This window comes from Pseudovibrio sp. Ad26, assembly GCF_001623285.1.
In the GTDB taxonomy this organism is placed as follows: domain Bacteria; phylum Pseudomonadota; class Alphaproteobacteria; order Rhizobiales; family Stappiaceae; genus Pseudovibrio; species Pseudovibrio ascidiaceicola.
The window spans coordinates 212738-230384 of record NZ_LMCE01000061.1 but is presented as its reverse complement, the minus strand read 5'-3'; the positions used below and the strand labels follow the sequence as shown (position 1 = coordinate 230384).

Below are 17647 nucleotides of genomic sequence, written 5' to 3'. Positions count from 1 at the left end.
AACAACGTATCGAAGGATTTAACAGGCAGGATGGAGGCACTTTTGTTGATTTCTTGTTTACAGAGAAACGTGGAGCTGACAAAACTTGGAGCTAGGTTCAAACTGCATATTTCATTGAGGCCATGATTTACATCTTCATCATTTTTGGGGCTGCATTCGGACTGATTGCTGTTCCTCTAGGGTTTTTCATCGGCCTTCAAGTTTCGCCAGTACTTGCGAATATTCTTCTGTTCCCTTTTATTACGGCCAGTAGGCTGTTGGATGTACCTCTTGGAGAAATGTCCAGCCTACTGCGCATTAGCCTCACAGTGCTGTCGGCAGTGGTCTGGGCTGGGTTGTTTGGCTTTGTTGGTTCGTTGCTCCCGAAGAAGCCTTCTTAAGCGATTAAAGAATTACGATATGCGCTTGCGGTCAGACCAGTGTGTTTCTGGAACACCTTATTAAAGTGAGATGCGTCAAAGAAGCCGGACCTGATGGCGACATCTGTGATGGTTGCCTCTGTTTCTCCCAGTAAGCGTTTGGCTTCTTCTACCCGAATATGACTGAGCGCTTCTGCCGGAGATTTGCCAAGGTCAGCCTTAAACTTCATTTCAAGGCTGCGGCGTCCAACACCCAACATCTTGCAGAGTTGCTCAATACTGCGCAGGTTCTCAGTTTCTTGCTGCATCATCAGCACTGCTCTTTGAACCAAATTATCTTTTGCTTTGAGCGATGTAGGCAGAAACGGCTGGGCTTTGCTATCGTCCTGAGCTTCATCAACCATCAGAATATGAAGGCTCTTGCGGGCTTGCCGCAGTCCGACATGACGCTCAACCAGATGAGCTGCGACATGCACTGCACTTGTGCCTCCTGAGCAGGAAATACGATCCCGGTCGACGACAAAAATGCGATCAGAGACTGGCTCCAGTCCGTCAAATTGCTCCAGGAAATCCGTCCGGTGAAACCAGCTCACACAACATTTGTATCCGTTCATTAATCCGGCACGATGCAAGATAAAGCTGCCAGTACACAGGCCTATCAATGGGACATCATTCGCTACAGCGGATTTCAAATACTCAACATAGCGTCGATCAAGGCGTTCAATGTGATCGATCAAACCTCCAACAACCACCAGGTAATCAAAATGAGCTGGGTCGATCAAGTTGGTATCAGGATGGATGCGGACACCACAACTGGCTCGGATGGGTTCCATATCAGGCGCGATGACACTCCAACTGCATAGGATTGGTCTGCTGCTGTCTCCTTCATCGGCAGAAAGGCGCAACACATCAATGAAGCTGGCGAAGGCAGACAATGTGAACCGGTTGGCCAGAATGAAGCCAACATTGAGCGCAGGACGAGATTGCCGATTGCTCCGTGTTACGTTCTCCACCTATATCTCCTGCGCAAAAATACCTCATAATATTCGCAAGGGTACCATACACAATTTTACATAGTGGGCAAACTCTCTTGAATTCCAAGGAGGTAGCCTTGTCAAAATTTTCCGCAATGACGCTCCTGAAAGGAGCGCTCACAGGCTATAAAAACGTTGAGCCGCAATGGCCTGACGCTGAGTTGAAAAGCGAATACGACGTCATCATCGTGGGTGCCGGTGGGCATGGCCTTGGGGCCGCCTACTATCTGGCAAAAGAACATGGCATCACCAATGTTGCGGTGATTGACAAGGGATGGCTTGGCGGCGGCAACACTGGCCGAAACACGACCATTATTCGCTCGAACTACCTTTATGATGAAAGTGCGCGCCTTTATGACCATGCCGTAGACCTATGGGATGGACTTAGTCAGGACCTGAATTACAACGTCATGTTCTCGCAGCGCGGTGTGATGATGTTGGCGCACAATGTTCATGATGTGCAGAGCTTCAAACGCCATATTCACTCCAATCGTTTGAACGGCGTTGATAATGTCTGGCTCACTCCTGAACAGGTCAAAGAAAAGTGTCCGCCCCTCAATATCGCAGCCAATGCTCGTTATCCTGTGATGGGAGCCGCATTTCAGCAACGTGGCGGCACCGCACGACACGACGCCGTAGCGTGGGGTTATGCACGCGCTGCTGCTGCACGAGGCGTTGATATTATTCAGAACTGTCCGGTTCTATCGATTGAACGAGGACCAGACGGATCTGTTACAGGCCTTCAAACTGAACGCGGTTTTGTGAAGGCTAAAAAGATCGCAGTCTCTGCAGCTGGCGGAACATCTGTGGTGATGGATACTGCCGGTGTGCGCTTGCCCTTGGAAAGTTACCCTCTTCAGGCACTTGTCTCTGAACCTGTCAAACCGATCTTTCCTCAAGTGGTGATGTCCAACAGTGTGCACGCCTACATCAGTCAGTCTGATAAAGGGGAACTGGTGATTGGTTCTGGAACAGATCAGTACGTTTCTTATTCTCAACGCGGTGGGTTGCCGCTGATTGAGCATACACTGGCAGCCATTTGCGAAGTGTTCCCCATTTTCCGCCGCATGCGCATGCTGCGCAAGTGGGGTGGAGTGGTTGATGTTACGCCTGACCGCTCACCAATTCTGGGCAAGACTCCTGTACAAGGCCTCTACCTCAATTGTGGTTGGGGTACAGGCGGCTTCAAAGCGACGCCGGGCTCTGCGCATGTTTTTGCGCACACAATTGCACAAGATGAACCTCATCCTATCAATGCCCCGTTCACGCTCTCGCGTTTTGAAACAGGTCGCTTGATTGACGAAGCAGCAGCTGCTGCCGTGGCGCACTAAGGAGGCGGCCTGATGCTTTTAATCCACTGTCCTTATTGCAAGGAAAAATTGCCTGAGTTGGAATTTGAATATGCCGGTCAAGCACATATTGCACGCCCGGATAACCCAGCTGAGCAAACAGATGCTGAATGGCGTGACTATCTGTTCATTCGCTCCAATGTACGCGGTGATCATGCTGAGCAATGGCGACACTCACACGGGTGCGGGCGTTATTTCAACGCTCTGCGGAACACTGTAAGCGATAAATTCATCGCCACCTATGAGATTGGACAGGCCTGCCCGACTAACCACGCAGAAAGTGAAGAGAACAATGAACAACTGGAGAGTTGACGGCAAAGGCCGCATCAATCGAGACAAGCGTGTTCGCTTCACTTTTGATGGTGTTTCTTATCAAGGATATGAAGGCGATACGGTCACTTCAGCCCTGCTTGCCAATGGCGTTCATCTGATGGGGCGCTCATTTAAATACCATCGTCCCCGCGGTCCTGTGACAGCTGGGTCAGAAGAACCCAACGCGTTGATTGGAACGTCTCGCTCCGGTGCAGGCCGTTTTGAACCAAACACGCGTGCTACCGTTCAGGAGCTTTACGAAGGGCTGACCACTGTCAGTCAGAACAAATGGCCGAGCTTGAATTTCGACATAGGTGCGGTCAACGATAAGCTGCATAAGCTGTTTGCTGCTGGTTTTTATTATAAGACCTTCATGTGGCCTAAGAGCTTCTGGGACAAGGTTTATGAACCAGTTATCCGCGCTTCAGCAGGACTGGGTGTTTCCCCAACAGAACCGGATGCTGACACCTATGCATCGCGCTATCTGCATACAGAGCTGCTCATTGTTGGTGCTGGGCCAGCTGGGCTTGCAGCTGCTTTAACTGCGGCTCGCAATGGAACTGAAGTGGTCCTCGTAGATGAGAACCGGGAGCTCGGCGGCTCTTTGCTCTCTGAGGCTCCATCCGCCATTGATGGGAATAATACCGAGAGCTGGCTTGCGGAAGTTATTACTGAGCTTGAAACTCGCGACAATGTCCGCGTCATGACCCGCGCAACTGCAATTGGCTACTACCATGAGAACATGGTGGGCGTTGCGGAGAAGCTCACAGATCATATGGCGCATCCGCCTGCGAATGCTCCACGAGAACGGATGTGGCGTATTCGTGCGCAAGAGGTCATTCTTGCTCAAGGTGCGTTGGAACGCCCACTGGTGTTTGATGGCAATGATCGCCCCGGCGTGATGATGGCCGGTGCAGCGCAGACCTATCTCAATCGCTATGGCGTAAAGGTTGGCAATGCTGCTGTTGTGGTTACCTCTCACGATTCAGCATGGTATGTCGCCTTTGATCTCGCTGATGCAGGTGTCAATATCCCAGCGATTGTTGATGTTCGCGCCAGTGTGAATGACTATCTACAGTCAGAAGCTCAAAAACGCGGGATCACCGCCAAAGTGGGTCACAGCGTAACGTCAGTCAGTGGCACAAAACGGGTTTCTGGTGTGAAAATCGGCAGGATCTCTGGCGATCAGCAGGTTACAGACATCTCTTCCATCCCTTGCGATGCCGTTTTGATGAGTGGTGGATGGACGCCATCGCTTCACCTTTTCTCTCATACCAAGGGTAGTTTGCATTGGGACGAAGAGAACGAAGTCTTCTTGCCCGGAGAGAAAACTGAACGCTGTCACATCGCTGGTGGCGGGCGTGGGTTATGGAGCCAACAGGCCGCCTTTGACGATGGTGTGCATGCAGCTCAGCAAGCTTTGATTTCATTGGGGCAGAATGCACCGGGTCTTTCCGTTGATGTTGATGGGGATCGCGCTGGCTCTGGTGTTGTTATGGAAGAGCTGCCAAGCAACAATGACAAGCTGGCACGTCGGGCTTTTGTGGACTTTCAAAATGATGTCACGGCAAAAGATATTCGGCTTGCAGTGCGTGAAGGTATGCTCTCCATTGAGCATGTAAAGCGTTTTACAACCAATGGCATGGCGACCGATCAGGGCAAGATGTCAAACATGAATGGCTTGAAGATCGCTGCTAACGAGCTTGGGCGCCCTACTCCCAAGGTTGGCCTGACCACATTCCGTCCACCTTATACACCGACCACGTTCGGAACGTTTGCGGGCTATCATAAAGACGAGCTGTTTGAGGTAACGCGCAAGACCAACATTGATAGTTGGGCGGAAGAGAACGGTGCTGTATTTGAGCCTGTCTCCTTGTGGCGACGTGCCTGGTATTACCCAAAGGCTGGCGAAGATATGCACGCGGCTGTGGCTCGGGAATGCAGAGAAACCCGCGCTTCTGTTGGTATGTTTGATGCCTCTACTCTCGGTAAGATCGAAGTGGTTGGACCGGATGCTGCTGAGTTTATGAACCGGATGTACACCAATCCATGGACCAAACTGGCTGCGGGTCGGTGTCGCTATGGTTTGCTGCTTGGTGAAGATGGTTTCATTCGTGATGATGGCGTTATCGGGCGTATCAGTGAAGATCGTTTCCATGTGACGACCACGACTGGCGGTGCTGCTCGGGTTTTGACCATGATGGAGCACTTTCTGCAGACTGAATGGCCGGATCTGGATGTGTGGCTCACGTCTACGACGGAGCAATGGTCCACTATTGCGCTGAATGGACCAAATGCTCGTAAGGTATTGGAACCCTTCGTGAAAGGTGCTGTCCTATCTGCTGAAGCCTTCCCGCATATGGCGTTGCGTGAGTGCTCTGTGGGTGGTTTTGAGGCGCGTTTGTTCCGTGTGAGCTTTACTGGTGAGCTGGGTTTTGAAGTGAACGTTCCATCTGAGCATGGGCGAGCGCTTTGGGAGATGCTTTATCAGGAAGGCAAAAAGTATGACATGTGTGTCTATGGCACTGAAACCATGCATGTTTTACGGGCAGAAAAAGGCTTTATCATTGTTGGGCAGGACACTGATGGTACTGTTACGCCAGCAGATGCCGGACTGAGCTGGGCTATTGGCAAGAAGAAGCCTGACTTTGTTGGCAAGCGGTCTTTGACGCGTCCTGACATGCTGTTGCCGAACCGAAAGCAACTGGCTGGTCTTTTGACGGAAGATCCGAGTGTTGTGCTGGAGGAAGGCGCGCAGATTGTTGAGACAGGCGATACTGCAATTCCCGCTAAGATGTTGGGACATGTGACGTCTTCCTACTGGAGTGAAGCATTGGGGCGTTCCATTGCTATGGCCTTGATTGAAGGCGGTTTTGAGCGGAATGGCACCTCAATAGATATTCCAATGCCAGGTCAAACCCATCGTGCAACCATCAGCGGGACCGTGTTTTACGATCCTGATGGTGACCGGATTAAGATGTAAGGGAGTGGCACAAATGGCTTTCAATAGTACAGTCGAAACTCTGCCAGAAATGGGCCGTTTTAGTTTGCGTTGTAAGCGTGAAAACACCGTTGCTATGTCAAAAGCACTCGGATTTGAGCTGCCCTCATCCATCAGTGAGATCGCTCAATCCGGAAACCGGTCCGTGCTCAAGTTGGGGCCGGATGAGTGGATGTTGACCTGCCCGATGGAAGAGCGGTCAGCTATCGAAAGATCTTTTGCAGCGATCTATCCAGATGCAGTTCATAGTCTGACGGATATTTCCAGTCGTGAAGTCAGCATCAGGATTTCAGGACCTGAAGCTGAGGAGTTGCTCACGACGTCCTGTCCACGAGACCTTTCGGAGTTGAAGAGCGGTCGTGGAGTGCGTACCATTTTTGATAGTGTGCAAGTGATCCTGACACGGGAAGACAGGGATCAGTTTCGACTGGATGTCTGGCGATCGTTTGTGCCCCATGTGATGGGGCTGCTGACAGTCGCTGTTGCGGAGTTTGAATGCGGCCTTTAGGGCCGCATTTTTTTCATTCAAAACACCAATCTTAGTCAATGACGCAATGCTTCGATCATTGTCATTTTTCATCCCGCATTTGTGCGTTGTCACCTTACGCGGAGGTTAGGCGACGAAGATGTTTTCAGGCGAAAACCCCTCTGAAACGTTGACTTGGACTGGTGTATTTCACCGTGTGGTTGAGGTCATCTTCAAGTCACAGCGTGTGCATCGCAATGGCGTCGCATTTTTACTGTCAATGTGCCTCAAACTTCCTGCCACCATGAGATTAATTCGAACTAGATTTCCTGATTACTCTGGATTTTCGCGGGCTTGACGCGACGAGACCGTCTGTAAAAAATTTAGAGCACTGTCACACTATAAGAGGGAGGCTTAAAGTGTATCAGTCAGTATTTTCCAATGCTTGTGCAAAATACAAGCCTTGCCACAAATCGACGAACTCTTGGCTCGACTGTGCTGAGCCGTCTTCAGTTCATTCCAACCGTTTTGATAGTGTGTGGCTGAATTCCAATCATGCCTCTTTGGCATTTTCTGAATTCACTTTAACAAATCATTCTAAGCCACTTAATAGTAGTGACAATTCCACTTCAACTCATACAGAGATGATTGACGTTCTATCACCTTGTTCTTCACGATCAGGTCTGACACCTGATCATCTCAGCAACCTGCACCCGTCATCTTCCCAGGCATCATTTTAAGCCGAGGTATCTGAACATGAGCGTTCCGTCTTACATTCAAGATCTTATAGCTCACCGCGAAAAGGGCAAAAGCCTCAACGCCCCCTTCTATAGTGCTCCCGACATTCTTGATCTGGACATGGAAGTTTTCTTTCGCAAACACTGGATTTTCGTCGCTGTTGAACCTCAGCTTCCGGAACCGGGCGATTGCATTACTGTTGAAATCGGAAAGACATCCGTCCTGCTGTTGCGCGGTGATGACATGTATATCCGCGGCTTTCACAATATCTGCCGACATCGTGGTGCTAAGCTCATTGATGAGCCTGAGGCCACAATCGGCAACATTGTTTGCCGGTATCATGGGTGGACCTACAATGAGGATGGTGAACTCATTCTAGCCGAGCATATGGGCAAGGACTTCGATAAGACCTGCCATGGTCTGAAGACCGTTCATGTACGCTCAATTGCAGGTCTCATCTTCATTTGTCTTGCGGAGAACCCTCCGGAAGACATTGAAGAGATGGCGCAGATCATGGAGACCTATATTGCGCCTCATGATATTGCCAACTGTAAGGTGGCCTACACGACTGATCTGATTGAAGAAGGCAACTGGAAGCTGACGCTTGAGAACAACCGTGAGTGTTATCACTGCGAAGGTACTCATCCGCAGCTCACCGTTCCACTCTCCGAGTTCGGTTTTGGCTTTTCGCCTGATGAAATGGATGAGCGGCGGACTGCGGACGTTAACAAATATCTGTCTTTGCTTGAGAGCGAGCACAAGCGCTGGGAGGCTGCCGGGTTGCCATCAGCTGAAGTGGACAAGCTGGCCAATGCCACCAGTTTCCGCTGTATTCGCCTGCCTTTGATGGGCGAAGGCGAGTCCCACACTCTGGACACCAAGATCGCCTGTAAGAAGCTGCTTGGGAACTTCAAGGACGCCAAGCTTGGTGGTTTGAGCTTCTGGCATAATCCTAACTCCTGGCACCATTTCATGAGTGATCACATCGTGACCTTTGCAGCTTTCCCGTTGTCGCCGGATCGTACGCTGGTGCGGACCACCTGGTTGGTGCACAAGGATGCAATTGAGGGCGAGGATTATAACCTCGACAATCTGAAGCAGGTTTGGATGATGACCAACCAGCAGGATGCGGATCTGGTGCGTCTGGCACAGCTTGGCAGTGAAGACCCTGCTTATGAGCAAGGCCCATACTCGGAATACACTGAGCCTCATGTGGAAGCCCTTTGTGAGTGGTATATTGAACGCCACAAAGCGCATATGCCTGCCGGTGATGTTGAAATGGCGGACGCATGACTCAGAACGTAACTTTTGATGACCTGAAGACTGTCACGGACTACGAGGAAGAACACTTCACCGAAGCGACCCGGATCCCCATGTGGGATCCGGAAGTGGATGATGTTCTGGTCTGCCGACAAGTGCGACAGGAAACGCATGATGTAAAGACGTTCCTGTTTTCTGCACGTGAGCCTCGGGTTTTCAGGTTTTATCCCGGCCAGCACATGACCTTTGAACTTCCAGTCGAAGGCATGATTATGCGGAGCTACACAATTTCTGCTTCTGCTGCGCGGCCCTATCGTGTTGAGATCACGGTCAAACGGGTGCCGGGCGGTCCTGGCTCTAACTGGCTTTTGGACAACATGCTGCCAGGCAAGGAAGTGAATGTAACCGGCCCGGCTGGTGAGTTCACCACTGACGCCACGCAGGAAGAAAAACTGCTCTTCATTTCAGCAGGCAGTGGCATTACGCCCATGATGTCGATGACCCGCACGGCCTGTGATCTTGCAGAGCCAACAGATCTGCATTTCATTCATGCCGCACGCACACCTGCGGATATCATCTTTAGACATGAACTGGAGTTGCTGGCTGCACAAAATCCAGCCTTCAAGCTCTCTTTTACGTGCAGCACCACGTCTGGATATAACAGCTGGAGCGGGTTTGAAGGGCGCTTGAGCCTTCAGATGCTGTCTCTCATGTCGCCGGACTTTAAGGACAGAAAGATCCTATGTTGCGGCCCTGCCCGTTTCATGGAAGGCGTGCAAAACATGCTGCAGGAATCTGGCTTTGACATGGCAAATTACCATGAAGAAAGCTTCGACTTTGGCGCTGAGACAGCTGGTACCTTTGAGGACCAGATTGCTGCACCGGAAATCAGTGACCAAACCTATCGGGTCACCTTCACCAAGACCGGACACGTGGTTGAGTGTGGACCGGGCATGACAATCCTTTCTGCGGCCCGTGAAGCTGGCATTCTGCCCATGGCATCGTGTCAACGCGGTATTTGCGGAACATGTAAATCTCAACTCGTTTCGGGTGAAACCGACATGCAACATGGCGGCGGCATTCGAAAACGAGAGATAGATCAGGGTAAAATCTTGATTTGCTGCACAACACCTATGTCAGACATTGAAGTGGACCTTTAGTGTTTGGCACTCCCCCATCCATTGCTTAATGACAAGAAAAAAGTGTATCTAAATCAATAAGAACGATAAGAAGGGTCCAGCCCAAGGATCTCTCCTGACCACAAAATAAACGGTCCAACACAGGAGAAGCTTCATGACTGATTTACGTAGTTCCGACCGGCCTCCGGCGGATACTTTAGATAGTCCATCGGACGAATTGGCAGACTCAGATTACAGTCTTGGCCAAGATAATATTGAAGGAAAATTCGGACCAATTGGTTTTGACATTCACAACCCGGTTTTTGCTATCTCAGCTTTAGCGGTCGTTGGATTTGTCGCCTACACCCTGTTTTTGCCGGATCAGGCAAACTCTGTTTTCAGCCTACTCTTTTCAACTGTCACGAAAAGCTTTGACTGGTTCTTCATTGGCGCTGCCGACATCTTCGTGATCCTCTGCCTCGTTATCGTGGTCAGCCCATATGGCAAGGTGCGCTTGGGCGGGAAGGAAGCCACGCCAGATTTCAGCTACGTAAGCTGGTTCTCCATGCTTTTTGCTGCCGGAATGGGCATCGGGTTGATGTTCTACGGCGTTTCTGAGCCGATCAGCCACTTCGCATCCTCTCTGGGTGGTACGACTGTAGGTGCTGATGGCGTGCGTACAGACTGGTCGCCGCTTGGTGCTGCCGCGACACAGGAAGAAGCGATCCGTCTGGGTATGGCTGCGTCGATCTTCCACTGGGGTCTGCACCCATGGGCGATCTATGCTGTTGTTGGATTGAGCCTTGCGTTCTTCAGCTACAACAGAGGTTTGCCACTCACCATTCGTTCTGCCTTTTATCCGATTTTTGGTGAGCGCGTCTGGGGTTGGCCGGGTCATATCATTGATATTCTCGCCGTTTTTGCAACCTTGTTTGGTCTTGCAACCTCTCTTGGTCTTGGTGCTGTTCAGGCGAACTCTGGGTTCAACAAACTGTTCGGCATGCCAATTGACAGCACGTGGCAGGTCATTCTGATTGCTGCGATTACCGCAATTGCGCTTGTATCTGTTGTGCGTGGTCTGGAAGCCGGTGTGAAGCTGCTTTCTGAGATCAACATGGGACTGGCCGCTTTGCTGGTGCTGTTCGTTGTTATTGCTGGTCCGGGCCTTGTGTTATTGCCAGATGCTCTCAACTATCTTGGCGCTTATTTGCAGTATCTGCCAGCTCTTTCCAGCCCAGTTGGCCGTGAAGACGTCAACTTCATGCAGGGTTGGACCTCGTTCTATTGGGCTTGGTGGATTTCCTGGTCACCATTCGTGGGCATGTTCATCGCGCGTGTGAGCCGTGGACGTACTGTTCGTGAGTTCCTGGTCAGCGTTCTGCTCATCCCTTCTCTGGTTTGCGTGCTTTGGATGTCCATCTTTGGCGGCGCTGCGATCAGCCAGATCGTTAATGACGGTTACACCGCTGTTCAGCAAGCTGCTCTGCCGGTGCAGCTGTTCACAATGCTTGATGCTATGCCGTGGGCAACAATCACAAGCTTTGTCGGTATCATGCTTGTGATCGTTTTCTTCGTCACCTCTTCCGATTCCGGTTCTCTGGTGATTGATACGATCGCGGCTGGCGGCAAAGTGGATGCTCCAGTTCCTCAGCGTGTGTTCTGGTGTCTGTTTGAAGGACTGATTGCGATTGTGCTGCTACTTTCTGCAGGCGGGTTGAAGTCTCTGCAATCCATGGTGATCTCCACGGGATTGCCGTTCACAATCGTCTTGCTCATCATGTGCGTTGCGATTTGGAGAGGACTTGCGAGCGAACCTCGCTAAGTTAGCTGACTAAGCTACCTCAAAATCATAGATGCCGTCGCAGCGCTCACGTTGCGGCGGCATTTTTCTTAGGCAACTTGCTCTTCTGTCACTGGAAGACGGCGCAGGACCTGAGGTGTGCAGCCATAGCGGCGGCGGAACATTCTGCTGAGATGGGACGAGTCGCAGAACCCACAATCAACCGCTATTTGCGCGACAGACTTTTGGCTTTTCTCGATCAGATGACGTGCCAGATCCAGGCGAATGTTGAGAAACGCGACTTGTGGTGACGTTTCCAAAGACAGCCGGAAGTACCGCTCTATCTGGCGTTTGCTCTTACCCATGCGTTGCGCGATTTCCTGAATGGAGATCGGTGTATCGATGTTTTGCTGCATGATGTGCAGGGCGCGCTGGACGATCGGGTTTTGGGTTTTCAGATCAAGCGGGATTCCGGGTTGTGGTTTTTCAGCCTGATGTGCATCATCAATGATCATGATGTGCAGGCTTTTGTTGGCATGGGCGCGGCCAACATGCTTATCAACCAGATAAGCTGCCAGATGGGCGGAACTCACACCACCTGCGCAGGTTAAGCGATCCCTATCCACCACGAAGATCTGATCGGTGACCGGATCAAGTCCGTCAAACTGTTCTTTAAAGTCAGAATGACTGAACCAACTGACACAGCTTTTGTAACCATCCAGCAAGCCAGAGCGATGAAGTAAGAAAGCACCGGTACAGACACCGATAAGCGAGATTCCGGCAGCAGCGGCTTCTTTCAGGAAATTTTGATAGGCCGGGCTGAATTCCGTACTCTCATCAATGAGACCGCCCACCACAACGATGTAGTTGAAGCGTCGCGGATCTCCTAGTCGCTCTTTGGGGTGAACGGAGACGGCGCTGCTGGATGGGATCGGGTCCATGGTGTCTGACAGGACGGTCCAATTGCACAGGATCGGGCGACTTCGGTCCCCCTCATCTGCCGCGAGGCGCAGGACATCAACGAAGTTGGCAAATGCGCAAAGGGTGAAGCGTTTGGCGAGAATGAACCCAACAGAAAGACGGGTCTTCTCCTGCTTGGAAACTGGTTTACGCAAAGCGTTGGTCGGATGCGATAGTGCCTGTGTCATACGAGATGCTTCTCTTTACATTCAGACCGACAAACTGCAATGATTACATTGCCTGTCTGCAGCCTGAGCCCATCCAATCCAGGTCAGTTTTAGCGTGTCTTCAGCGGCGTATTTTTCCAGTTGGTCTGACCATGCTGGCCTGCGTCTTTCTCGAATTTCGTCATCATGCCCAGTCTCCTAACCTGCGTCAGGAGGCCGGATTTATGGGCTTTGGCGACCACGCTTAAGCCCATGCAGTATTTATACTTAATTTGAGTCAGCTTGGCTACGCATTCCATCTGCACTCGCATAAAAATTGATCAGACGTGATGTGTTGATGGATGCTCAATTAAATGTCGTAGGGGTAATCCCTATCTGACGCAAATCTCCTATTTCTGAGCGGAAAACCTCTCCAAATTGATAGTTTGAAGACGCAAAGAGTTCAGCGAAACGCTTTGTTTCATTTGGGATTTTGATTGGGAGAGACCTGTTTCAGTGAGTGATACATCCTTCATCCTTCGCTTCACCTGTGTGGATCAGCCGGGCATTGTCTCGACAGTGACGTCAGCTCTGGCTGCTCGCGGTGCAAATATTGTTGAGGCGAACCAGTTTTGTGATCGCAAGACAAACCAGTTCTTCCTGCGGGTTGCCGTGCGTGTGCCTGAGCACATCGACAAAGCAGCTCTTGAGCTGGCCCTGTCACCCGCCGTTGACCGGTTCAAAATGCGGCTGAAGGTGGAAGATTTCTCACGTCGTCCCAAGGTCATCATCATGGTCTCCAGATTTGACCATGCGCTGCTGCATCTACTTTACCAGATCAAAGTGGGCTGGCTTGACGCCGATGTCGTCGCCATTGTGTCCAACCACGCGGACAGCCAAGGCGTTGCCGACCACGAGGGGATCCCGTTTTATCACTGGCCTATCACCAAGGCGAACAAGCTTGAGCAGGAAGCCAAGCTGAGTGATCTCATTGAAAAAACAAATGCGGAACTGGTTATCCTTGCGCGCTACATGCAGGTGCTGAGCGATGAAATGTCCAGCAAGTTCTTTGGCATGATCATCAACATCCACCATTCATTCCTGCCAAGCTTTAAAGGGGCAAAGCCCTATCATCAGGCTCATGATCGCGGAGTGAAGCTGATTGGTGCGACCGCTCATTATGTGACGCCGGATCTGGATGAAGGTCCGATCATCGAGCAGGAAACTGAACGGGTGACGCATGGCATGACGGCTGAAGATTTTGTGGCCGCAGGCCGGGATATTGAATCCCGCGTTCTTGCACGAGCCGTCAAATTTCATCTGGAGGGCCGCGTCATGCTGAACAACAACAGCACGGTGGTCTTTACCTCCTAGCGGCCACTTCCCCACACCCAACACTGCTCTGCGAACGCACCGAGAATTCATAGAAGTAAAGGATCGAAAACATGTCCGCATTTCCTAACAAAGCGAAAGTTGTGATTGTTGGCGCTGGCGGCATTGTTGGAGCTTCCGTCATCCATCATCTCATTGAAAATGGCTGGGACGACATTGTCGGCATCGATAAATCCGGCATTCCGACAGACATCGGATCGACAGCTCACGCCTCTGATTTCTGTTATGCCACCAGCCACGATCTTTTGACCTGCTGGACCACCATGTACTCCATGGATTTTTACGAGAAGATCGGCCATTACGCCCGTATCGGTGGGTTGGAAGTTGCTCGCCTGGGTGATGATGAGCGCATGGGCGAGCTCAAGCGCCGGGTGGATTCAAGCAAAGCCTTTGGCACCAATGTGAGCATCATCAGCGCCGCTGAAGCCAAAGAGAAATTTCCGCTTTTGGAAGAAGATCAAATCCAGGGAGCCTTGTGGGATCCTGATGCCGGTCTTGTTGTTCCGCGCTCTCAAACTGTTGCTGGCAAGCTTATTGATCAGGGTGAAGCGACCGGGAAGCTCAAGATCTTTGCCAACACATCGGCGCTGGAGCTCATCACAGATAATGGCCGTATCACGGGGGTGAAGACAGAGCGCGGGACCATCCATGCTGAGCATGTTGTGGTGTGTGCTGGCCTTTGGGGGCGCCTTATTGCGGAGATGGCTGGCGAGGATTTGCCTGTTATGCCAGTGGACCATCCCCTCACCTTCTTCGGTCCTTACAATGAGTTTGAAGGCACTGGCGCTGAGATCGGCATGCCTTTGCTGCGCGATCAGGGCAACTCTGCCTATATGCGCGATACGGGTGATCCGAAGAGTACTGAAGGCGGTCAGATTGAATGGGGCTACTATTACGAGGAAAATCCTCGCCTTGTGCATCCGCGTGACATTTTGGAAAAAGAGCAGGCTCGCCTTTCCCCCTCCCAGCGAGATCTGGTGCTTGAGGATGTGATTGAGCCGCTGGAAAAGGCGATGGAATTGACGCCGGTACTGGCTGAGCTCGGGTTCAATGAAAGCCATTCCTTCAACGGACTTTTACAAGCCTCCGTTGACGGTGGTCCCTCCATGGGAGAAAGCCGGAAGCTGCGCGGGCTTTGGTATGCGGTCGGCATCTGGATTAAAGACGGTCCTGGCATGGGCAAGTTGATTGCTGACTGGATGACCTATGGCAAAACCCATGTGGATCATAACTCCGTAGATTTTTCCCGCTTCAACGAGTTCCAGCTCAAGGAACAGTACATCCATGACCGGTGCTGGGAGACTGCGAAGAAGATCTACAATCCGCCTGTTCATCCCCGCGAACCTTTCGCCAATGCCCGTGGCATCCGTCGCTCACCGTTTTATGAGCGGGAAGTTGAGCTTGGGGGCTACTTCATGGAGCTTGGAGGCTGGGAACGTGCCCACGGCTATGCCGCGAATGAGCACTTGCTGAACAAGCATGGCAACCGTGTGCCTGAGCGTGAGAACGAATGGGACAAGCGCCATTTCTGGCGTGTTTCCAATGCTGAACATCTGGAGATGAGTGAGGATTGCGGCATCATCAATCTCTCCCATTTTCACATGACTGACATTTCGGGTCCAGATCACGTTAACCTGATGGAATGGCTGTGTGCAGCCAAAATTGGCGGTGACAAGAATATTGGCAAAGGCATTTACACGCATATGCTGGATGATGATGGCCATGTGCGGGCCGACTTCACCGTGTTCCGTATGGAAGACCGTTGCCGACTTGTGAACGGGGCGGATGCAGGGCCACGAGATCTGGTCTACATGCAGCGTGTGGCCGATGATAATGGCTGGGACGTTTCCATCACAGATGTGAGTGAGGATTACACGACCATTGGTATCTGGGGGCCGAACGCTCGTGAAAACCTGCAGAAGGTCGTTGAGGACCCTGACGCCCTTACACCAGAAAACTTCCCGTTTGCAGCTATTCGCGAGATCACCATTGCTGGCAAAACCGTCTCTGCTTTCCGCATCTCTTATGTGGGTGAGCAAGGGTGGGAACTGCATATGCGCTATGAGGATGGTTTGGCTGTCTGGGATGCTTTGCGCGAGATTGGCGTGATTGCCGTGGGTGTCGAGACCTATGCAAACTCGCGGCGACTGGAGAAGTCATTACGCTTGCAAAATGCGGACCTGCACACGCAGTACAATCTTTTTGAAGCCGATCTCTCCCGGCCAAAGGTGAAGGCCGCAGACTTTCGCGGTAAAGACAAGCATGTGGAGTACCGCGCCCGTGAGGCTCAGCCTGCCATGTTGTGTACGCTGGTAATGACCGACAATACCGATAAAGACGGCGTTGCGCGGTACCCCGTTGGCAACCTGCCTATTATGCATCCGGACACAGGTGAGACGCTCATGGATGAACTGGGACGGCGGTCTTACACAACATCCATCGCCTACGGCCCGAGCATCGGGAAAAACATCGCCCTCGCCTATCTGCCGCAGGAATACTGTGAGGAAGGGAAAAAGCTGGAGGTTTCCTACTTCGATGAAATCTATCCGGTTGAAGTCGCCGGAGTGGGATATGCGCCGCTTTACGATCCTGAGAACCTGAAGCCACGCAGTTAGAGCCTGTTAAGTAGACAAGCAATGGCCCCGGACCTGATTAAGGTCCGGGGCCATTTTTTATTCGTGCACAGTGTACTCAGCGTCTGGATCGACGTCGTTTAATTAAGCGTGTTCAGCTTCTGCTGCGCTTACTGCGGCTTTCTTGTTGTGAAAGATGAAGCCGATGAAGTTCAAGAGGAGCTGAGCTGCAAGAATTTGCGTGGATTCAGATGGGTCATAAGCTGGGGCTACTTCTACGAGGTCCATGCCAACCACGTCACCGCGCTTGCTGAGGCCCTGCAGAATTTCAAGCACGTCGTAATACTGGAAGCCACCGTGACTTGGGGTACCCGTACCGGATGCGATGGACGGGCAGAATGCATCGATATCGACTGTCACGTAGTAGCGCGCACCTGCCGGAATGCGCTCCAGCACAGCTTCTGCTCCCAGCTCCCGCACCTGACGGACTGACAGGATGTCTGAGCCTCTTGCGCGTGCATCGTCATACCCTTCCTTAGCGGTGGAGGATACATTGCGAATACCCAGCTGGGTCATTCCTGAGACGTAGTCTTTTTCAATCGCACGGCGCATAGGATTGCCATGCCCCTCTGTCACGCCATGACGTTCATCAACGAAATCAAGGTGTGCGTCGATCTGGATTACATGGATCGGACCTTTTTCAGCACAGTCTTCCTCAAAGGCGCGGATGCATGGGATGTTGATTGAATGGTCACCGCCGATCACCACAGGCAATGCACCTGCATCGAGGATTTTCTTGACCCCAAACTCGATGTTTGCATGGCTCTCAATGGTCTTGGTATGGATGATGTCCGCGTCCCCAATATCGACGATACGAACATCACTGCTCAGATAAGTTGCGTCATCTTCATGATCGTATGCACCAGCATGGCCGAATGAAAACAGTGTGGATGCTTCCCGCACAGAACGCGGTCCAAAACGAGCACCTGAGCGCCATTGTGCGCCGAAGTCAAACGGTGCGCCCAGAACCGCTACATCCGCATCGATTTGATCCCAATCGGACACATACTCTTTTTTTCCAAAGGTTGAGATACCAACGAACGGTAGGTTGAGGCGCCCGGATTTATAGCCGTGATCAGACATATTTCTTCTCCATTAT

The 17647-nt window shown here is 51.6% G+C and carries 14 protein-coding genes; 10 read left to right on the top strand and 4 right to left on the bottom strand.

The features are described from left to right. The first annotated feature begins 122 nt into the window (after positions 1 to 122). Positions 123 to 380: a hypothetical protein gene (locus tag PsAD26_RS29710; protein ID WP_063311058.1), complete on the top strand. Its 258-nt coding sequence runs from the start codon at positions 123 to 125 to the stop codon at positions 378 to 380. Here the strand turns inward: PsAD26_RS29710 and PsAD26_RS14775 are convergent. Next, positions 377 to 1372, bottom strand: a complete 996-nt coding sequence (locus tag PsAD26_RS14775) for a GlxA family transcriptional regulator (RefSeq protein ID WP_063311057.1) — start codon at positions 1370 to 1372, stop codon at positions 377 to 379. The genes PsAD26_RS29710 and PsAD26_RS14775 overlap by 4 nt on opposite strands. A 98-nt stretch (positions 1373 to 1470) precedes the next feature. Between PsAD26_RS14775 and PsAD26_RS14770 the strand changes: the two genes are divergently transcribed. The 7 genes from PsAD26_RS14770 to PsAD26_RS14740 all read left to right on the top strand — a co-directional run bounded on the left by PsAD26_RS14770 (position 1471) and on the right by PsAD26_RS14740 (position 11459). Then, on the top strand, positions 1471 to 2724 hold the full coding sequence (locus PsAD26_RS14770) for a sarcosine oxidase subunit beta family protein (protein WP_063311056.1): 1254 nt from the start codon (positions 1471 to 1473) through the stop codon (positions 2722 to 2724). Positions 2725 to 2736: 12 nt separating this feature from the next. Next, a complete protein-coding gene (locus PsAD26_RS14765) occupies positions 2737 to 3054 on the top strand; it encodes a sarcosine oxidase subunit delta (RefSeq protein ID WP_063311055.1) in 318 nt (105 codons plus the stop codon). Continuing rightward, positions 3035 to 6037 carry a sarcosine oxidase subunit alpha gene (locus PsAD26_RS14760; protein ID WP_063311054.1) on the top strand — a complete coding sequence of 1001 codons (3003 nt, stop codon included), beginning with the start codon at positions 3035 to 3037 and terminating at the stop codon, positions 6035 to 6037. The genes PsAD26_RS14765 and PsAD26_RS14760 overlap by 20 nt, the downstream gene beginning before the upstream one ends. A 13-nt stretch (positions 6038 to 6050) precedes the next feature. Further along, complete coding sequence (locus PsAD26_RS14755; RefSeq protein WP_063311053.1) at positions 6051 to 6563, top strand: sarcosine oxidase subunit gamma family protein; 513 nt, start codon at positions 6051 to 6053, stop codon at positions 6561 to 6563. A 714-nt stretch (positions 6564 to 7277) separates the two neighbouring features. Beyond that, positions 7278 to 8552: an aromatic ring-hydroxylating dioxygenase subunit alpha gene (locus PsAD26_RS14750; protein WP_063299313.1), complete on the top strand. Its 1275-nt coding sequence runs from the start codon at positions 7278 to 7280 to the stop codon at positions 8550 to 8552. Further along, entirely contained in the window at positions 8549 to 9679 is a 1131-nt protein-coding gene (locus PsAD26_RS14745; RefSeq protein ID WP_063311052.1) for a hybrid-cluster NAD(P)-dependent oxidoreductase, read from the top strand. The genes PsAD26_RS14750 and PsAD26_RS14745 overlap by 4 nt, the downstream gene beginning before the upstream one ends. Positions 9680 to 9812: 133 nt before the next feature. Then, positions 9813 to 11459, top strand: a complete 1647-nt coding sequence (locus PsAD26_RS14740; protein ID WP_063311051.1) for a BCCT family transporter — start codon at positions 9813 to 9815, stop codon at positions 11457 to 11459. Positions 11460 to 11527: 68 nt separating this feature from the next. Here the strand turns inward: PsAD26_RS14740 and PsAD26_RS14735 are convergent, their stop codons facing one another. Then, a complete protein-coding gene (locus PsAD26_RS14735; protein WP_063311050.1) occupies positions 11528 to 12565 on the bottom strand; it encodes a GlxA family transcriptional regulator in 1038 nt (345 codons plus the stop codon). An 89-nt stretch (positions 12566 to 12654) separates the two neighbouring features. Beyond that, entirely contained in the window at positions 12655 to 12798 is a 144-nt protein-coding gene (locus tag PsAD26_RS29705) for a hypothetical protein (protein WP_193758293.1), read from the bottom strand. A gap of 241 nt (positions 12799 to 13039) precedes the next feature. On the opposite strand from PsAD26_RS29705, the gene purU reads away from it, so the two are divergent. Beyond that, positions 13040 to 13897 carry a formyltetrahydrofolate deformylase gene (gene purU / locus PsAD26_RS14725; RefSeq protein WP_063292011.1) on the top strand — a complete coding sequence of 286 codons (858 nt, stop codon included), beginning with the start codon at positions 13040 to 13042 and terminating at the stop codon, positions 13895 to 13897. 71 nt (positions 13898 to 13968) lie between these two features. Continuing rightward, positions 13969 to 16530, top strand: a complete 2562-nt coding sequence (locus tag PsAD26_RS14720; protein ID WP_063311049.1) for an FAD-dependent oxidoreductase — start codon at positions 13969 to 13971, stop codon at positions 16528 to 16530. A gap of 102 nt (positions 16531 to 16632) precedes the next feature. Here PsAD26_RS14720 and speB read toward each other — a convergent pair whose 3' ends face one another. After that, positions 16633 to 17631, bottom strand: a complete 999-nt coding sequence (speB, locus tag PsAD26_RS14715) for an agmatinase (protein WP_063311048.1) — start codon at positions 17629 to 17631, stop codon at positions 16633 to 16635. Positions 17632 to 17647: the final 16 nt, after the last annotated feature.